Source organism: Gammaproteobacteria bacterium, from assembly GCA_013696315.1.
Lineage (GTDB): Bacteria > Pseudomonadota > Gammaproteobacteria > JACCYU01 > JACCYU01 > JACCYU01.
On the sequence record JACCYU010000127.1, the window covers coordinates 1 to 4,936 of the forward strand.

Annotated in this window: 4 protein-coding genes; 2 read left to right on the forward strand and 2 right to left on the reverse strand. The window is 61.8% G+C overall.

The features are described 5' to 3' along the window. Positions 1-479, forward strand: a 479-nt coding sequence (locus H0V34_07830) for an rRNA (cytidine-2'-O-)-methyltransferase (protein ID MBA2491606.1), incomplete at its 5' end; no start/stop codon positions are given. Positions 480-503: 24 nt separating this feature from the next. On the opposite strand, the gene H0V34_07835 is transcribed toward H0V34_07830, so the two are convergent. Continuing rightward, positions 504-1,070 carry a dCTP deaminase gene (locus H0V34_07835; protein ID MBA2491607.1) on the reverse strand — a complete coding sequence of 189 codons (567 nt, stop codon included), beginning with the start codon at positions 1,068-1,070 and terminating at the stop codon, positions 504-506. 160 nt (positions 1,071-1,230) lie between these two features. Further along, positions 1,231-4,212 carry an AAA family ATPase gene (locus tag H0V34_07840; protein MBA2491608.1) on the reverse strand — a complete coding sequence of 994 codons (2,982 nt, stop codon included), beginning with the start codon at positions 4,210-4,212 and terminating at the stop codon, positions 1,231-1,233. 224 nt (positions 4,213-4,436) lie between these two features. Between H0V34_07840 and H0V34_07845 the strand changes: the two genes are divergently transcribed. Then, positions 4,437-4,829 carry a hypothetical protein gene (locus H0V34_07845; protein ID MBA2491609.1) on the forward strand — a complete coding sequence of 131 codons (393 nt, stop codon included), beginning with the start codon at positions 4,437-4,439 and terminating at the stop codon, positions 4,827-4,829. Positions 4,830-4,936 lie beyond the last annotated feature (107 nt).

The following is a 4,936-nucleotide window of genomic DNA, read 5'->3' on the forward strand; positions in this document are numbered from 1 at the left end:
CCGCGGGCCTGCCGACCGACCGCTTCGTGTTCGAGGGTTTCCTGCCGGCGAAGGCGGGCGCGCGGCGGCGACGCCTGGAGGAACTAACGGCCGAGCCCCGCACGCTCGTGATTTACGAGTCAAGCCACCGCATCGAGGCGAGCATCGGGGACATGCGCGACGCTTTCGGGCCCGAGCGCCGCGCGGTGATCGCGCGCGAGCTGACCAAGACCTTCGAGACGCTGCACCACGATGACTTGGCAGCGCTGTGTCAATGGCTCGCAGACGACGCGAACCAACGCCGCGGCGAATTCGTGGTCATCGTCGCCGGCGCGCCGGAACTCGAAGAAAGTAACACGGCTGATGTCCGCCGCGTGCTGAGCCTGCTGATGCCGGAACTGCCGCTCAAAACCGCCGCGCGAATCGCCGCGCAACTCACCGGCGAGACCAGAAACCGGGTTTACGAAATGGCGCTCGAACTTAGCCGCAACGATAATTGAGCCGCAGGAAGAAGTAACTGATGCTCACGTCTTCGGCAGGGTGACACCGCGCTGGCCCTGATATTTGCCGCCGCGGTCCTTGTACGAAGTCTCACACTCCTCATCCGCTTCTAAAAACACCACCTGCGCCACGCCCTCGTTGGCGTATACCTTGGCCGGCAAAGGCGAGGTGTTGGAGAACTCCAAAGTGACGTGGCCTTCCCACTCCGGCTCCAGCGGCGTGACGTTGACTATGATGCCGCAGCGCGCGTAAGTACTCTTGCCCAGACAGATCGTCAGCACGTTGCGCGGGATGCGGAAGTATTCCACGGTACGCGCGAGTGCGAAGGAGTTGGGCGGGATAATGCACACGTGGGCCTTGAGGTCCACGAAGCTCTTGTCGTCGAAGCCCTTGGGATCGACCACGGCCGAGTTGATGTTGGTAAAGATCTTGAATTCGTCCGAACAGCGCACGTCGTAGCCGTAGCTGGACACGCCATACGACACGATGCGTCCCTCCCCGTTGGTCCGCACCTGTTCGGCCTCGAACGGCTCGATCATGCGATGCTCGGCGACCATGCGCCGTATCCATTTGTCGGATTTAATGCTCACGCGCGTTCCCCGGTAAGTTTCCAGTCGATCCGATCGCGTACCGCACGGGTGGTAACATCAGATGCGCGCGGCGCAGGCAGCGATGTAGCGGATAGGTGTTCCCGCGTAATATCCCGCACACCCTGGGGCTACCACCCTGCTTGCCGCGACGTCCGGTCCTTCATGGCCGGGAACCCGATTCGACTTGTACACCTTGCCCGATCAGCGCCTTAGTAATAGCCGTCAGCGATGCCTTTAATCCCTCGCGATCGGCCTGACTGCGCAGGCGCTGAAGCTCTGGAAATGTCCCGTCACCGCGATCCACTCGCCCGTATGCGGCAAGCGCACGCCCACGGGCAATCAGGAAATCGCTCCAGGGCAACGGCTCTGCGCGCGTGTAGTCCTCTAAAGCGTGCGCGTAGCGCTCGACCTCTCCCCATTGTTCGTCTTGCAGACCCACCTCCATCGCATCTCTGAAAAAATAAAAATGGTTGTGGCTAACGCATCCAACGCCCAAGAGCTTCTCGCCCTCGCTCAATGCCCAGCGCCGTGTCTCGGCGTCTGTGGCGGCTAGCGCCAGCGCACCCAGCATCCACGGCCCCGCGAACGCAAGCCCGGATTCCCGGCTGATTGCATACGCCTCTCGCAGCAACTGCTCGCCCTTCGCGCGATCACCCAGCGCGGCCGTAGCAACGCCGACATTGCCAATGGCCGAAGCCTCGAAGCAGCGTGTACCCAGCCGGCGCGCCAGCGCAAGACCTTGTTCTCCATGCTCTTTCACTGCGGGCCAATCGGCCATCTCCAGCAGGCTGTGGGCCGCGTTGTCTCGCGCGAGTATCTCGGCCCGCAGATCGCCGACCCTGATCGCCATCTCGACAGCCGCGAGGCTATCCTCCAACGCGGTGTGGAAGTCGTTCTGGTACGAGTGCGTAAGTCCCCGCATCGACAGGTTGGCCACCTCGATGTGCCCGAATCCGTGGCGGCGGCTAAGCTCTATACACCGGTCGAAGTGTTCGTATGCGGTGCGCATGCGACCGCGCAGGTAATAGGCGTCGGCCAGACCGCTCAAGGCTTGCGCCTCGCACCTGGCCGAGCCGGCCTCTTGTGCGGAGACCAACGCCTGTTCGTGTTGCTTGAGGCAACCTTCAATATCGCCCAGGGTAAAGTAAGTATTGCCGCGCAGATAATAAATCCGCGCGCGGGACTCGGAGTGATCCTGCCCCGCCATTGCGCCTTCGGCGTGTCTCAGCGCCTCCAGCGCCTCATAGTGCCGGTCCGCTATCTGCTGGCTGGCGGCGACGCCGAGCCAGGCGCGCGTCTTGTCCGCCGCGTGAACGGCAAGCTCAAGCGCCGCCTTGAAGGCGGCGACGGACTCGCGGGTCAAACCCAGATCGCGCAGGCACTCGCCCTTGAGGTTTATGAGTTCGTAGCGCTGGGAGTCGTCGCTGGGAAGTGTGAGTGCGCGCGCGAGGTAATCCATGGCCTCGCGATAGGCATAACTAGCCATCGCGCTCGCGGCCGCCTGGCGCAGGTAAGTCACGGCCTTTGCGTAGGCCCTGGCCTGCTGGAAATGCAGTGCCAGCTCGGCGGCTATCTCCGTGACTCTAGCCCCGTACGCACGCTCCAGACACGCGGCAATAAGCCGGTGGGACTGCATGCGTCTAGCGCTGGATTGCCGCTCATACAGGACATTCTCGTAGAGCGCATGCGCGAATGCGTAACTTGTCGAGACCGTGTTGTCCGGCCATTCTTTCACACCCCGGTCCCGCACCAACTGCCCGCGTCTCGCCAGTTGCGTCAGGGTGTTTTCGATACCCCACGCATCCGTGTCCAGGGCGGAGGCCACGGTAATCGCGGTGAATACCGTGCCCGCGACACTGGCCGCCTCCAGGATATGTTGCTCCTCGGCGCTATGCCGTTCGATTTGTCGCTCGATCATCTCGCGCAGGCTCTCGGGCACGCCGGTGTGCAGCGCCTCGATTGCCGAGGGCAGCACCCAGTGGCCCTGATCCACGGCAATTGAGCCCCGCGCCAACAAATAATCGACCACGTTGAGCATAAACAGCGGATTGCCTTCGGTGCGCCGGTGGATGAATGCGGCCAGCGCCTTCGGGAACGCATTGTCCGGGAAACGTTGTTCCAGATAGATGCCAACATCCCGCGCGCTCAGGTAATCCAGCGGCAGATCCTCGCAATAGCCGCGTATCCGCAAGTCCTGCTTGACCCCCTTCAATGGATGGTCGCCCAGATTCACTTCGACAGGCCGATACGTGATCAGGAGCAGCAGACGCGCGACACCCCGCCGCCGCGCCAGCATGGAGACCAGATCCAGAGTGGAATAATCGCTCCAGTGCAGGTCTTCCAGCACCAGCAGCACGGGCGTCCTGGCGGTCAGCACTTCCAGTAGTTCGGCCATCTCGCGCAGCATGCGCTCGCGAGTGAACGCCAGCGCATCAGGCTGCGGCGTCTCTTCGCCCGCGACATCGTGCAGCCACGGAATATGCGCAAGCCAAGAAGGCGCGAAGCGTCTGAGCAGCGTGATGATCTCTTCGTCAGGGGCCTGGCGGCATAGTTCGCTAACCGCCTCCAGCATGGGGAGGTAAGCCTCACCCTCACTGTGATGCTCAATACATTGTCCGCGCCCTACCAGCAGCGCGCGATTCGCCGTTTGCTCGACGAAGGCATCCACCACCGCGGTCTTGCCGATGCCGGCCTCGCCGCTCACGAACACGACCTGGCGCTGGCCGCGCGAGGCCAGGGCTAACCAGCCGCTCAAATTCGCGAGCACACCGTCGCGGCCGATAGGGGAAACTGAAGGCGTAGCGGTCGCGATGCTCGGCGGCGCCTCACTGCATAACTCTGCGATCAGCCGATAGCCGCGCCGGTGCAGAGTCTCGATAAATCGCGGCGCCTTGCAGGGATCGCCCAGGGCGCCGCGGATCTCGCGGATGCAGACCTTGAGCACGCCATCGGTGACAAACCCGCGTGGCCATACCGTTTCCAGCAAATCCTGCTTCGTGACGAGTTGCCCGGCACGTTCCGCCAGACAGACGAGTACCGAAAATGCCTTGGGAGAAAGTGAGATCGGCTCGTCGCCGCGCCACACGCAGGCGTTGGCGGCATCTACTCTCAAGGTTTCGCGGGTTGTAAGAACCTGGCTCACATCAACTCCCGGGCTAAGCATTCCGGTGTTTGCTTACCGTCTATTGCCGCAATGGGCGTTTCGGCGGCGCACCGGCCTAACCAAGCCTACCCAATCTTAACTGAAATCTAACCGCAGCTTTATGACTGGCGGCTCCTGCAAGGCTTAAAAAGGCGGCGCAGGAGCCATAAACCTTTGGTGATGGATGCTGAACCACACCGCTCAACTTTGGAAGGATTAAGGTCATGAACCAGAAAATCTCTTTGCGCTCACTACTCTTCGTCGCGACCGCGATCGTCGCCGTAACCACCGGCCAAGTTTCGGCCGAAACAAAGATCATCCGCTTCGACGTCGCCGAGGACACGACCCGGTTCGCCTTCGACAAGGAGCAATTCGTCTTCGAGGAGGGGCCCGGAAAAGCGGACAACCTCCCGGCCTATGGCAACCAGTTCGTCACCCAGGGCTACATCTATCCGCCCGGCACCATCACCGCGAGCACCGGCGTATTCGAGAACGGCGAGCCCGAGTTTCCCGATCTGGTCATCGGCGAGTGGACCTGCCGTGGTGTGTTCATCGGCGATGGCGCGAAGACCGTGAGTGGGCCTATTGTTTTTACCACGGTGGGTTCAAGTTCCTAATGCAACAGTTCGTTGAAAGTTTCAAAGGGTGTTTTCCAGTTCAGCACTTTTCTGGGACGGCCGTTGAGCAGTTGCTGAACCCGTTTGATTTGATAGTGACTGACCTG